Here is a 667-nt window from a genome sequence, read left to right on the forward strand (position 1 = left end):
TGCGGACGTTGTTGGGCTGGCTCACGGGCGTGCTCGAGCGCGCGGCGGTAGTCGGCGAGCTGCGCGCGTGGCGCGGTGAGGTGCGGCCGGTGAGAAAACTTGTCGGGGCCACTTGCTAGCGTGCTGGCATGGCGGAGATCGATGCGGAGAAGGTGGTACTACACGAGTTTCTGGCGTTTCAGCGCGTCAGTGTTCGGGCGGTTCTGGAGGGTCTCGACGAGGATGCGCTGCGCAGGCCGGTCCTTCCCTCGGGTTGGACACCGCTCGGAATGGTCGAGCACCTCGGGCACGCTGAACGTCATTGGTTCCAGGAAGTCCTCGTCGGCTCCGCCGAGCCGCTGCCATGGTCGGATTTATCAGGCTCCGCTGACCACGCCACGCCCGCCGTCGGTAGCTTTCAGCTTCTACGCCGAACAATGCCGGGTCTCGGATGCGATCATCGTCGCCACGCCACTGACCGCCCGGCCCGCCAGCGCACATCCATACGAACCGCTCGCATCGCAGACCACCGACCTGCGCAGGATTCTGCTGCACATGATCGAGGAGACCGCCCGTCATGCTGGTCACCTGGACGCGGCGCGCGAGTTGATTGACGGGCGCACCGGACTGGGTCCGCGCTGATCAGGACAAGGCTTGAGCAAGCTGGCCCGACGTACGGATTTGCCGC

General features: G+C 65.8%; 1 pseudogene. It reads left to right on the forward strand.

The features are described from left to right. Nucleotides 1-128: 128 nt before the first annotated feature. Nucleotides 129-621, forward strand: a pseudogene (locus Asi03nite_RS37535) (DinB family protein). The last annotated feature ends 46 nt before the right edge of the window (nt 622-667 follow it).

It is taken from the genome of Actinoplanes siamensis, from assembly GCF_016862395.1.
In the GTDB taxonomy this organism is placed as follows: Bacteria; Actinomycetota; Actinomycetes; order Mycobacteriales; family Micromonosporaceae; genus Actinoplanes; species Actinoplanes siamensis.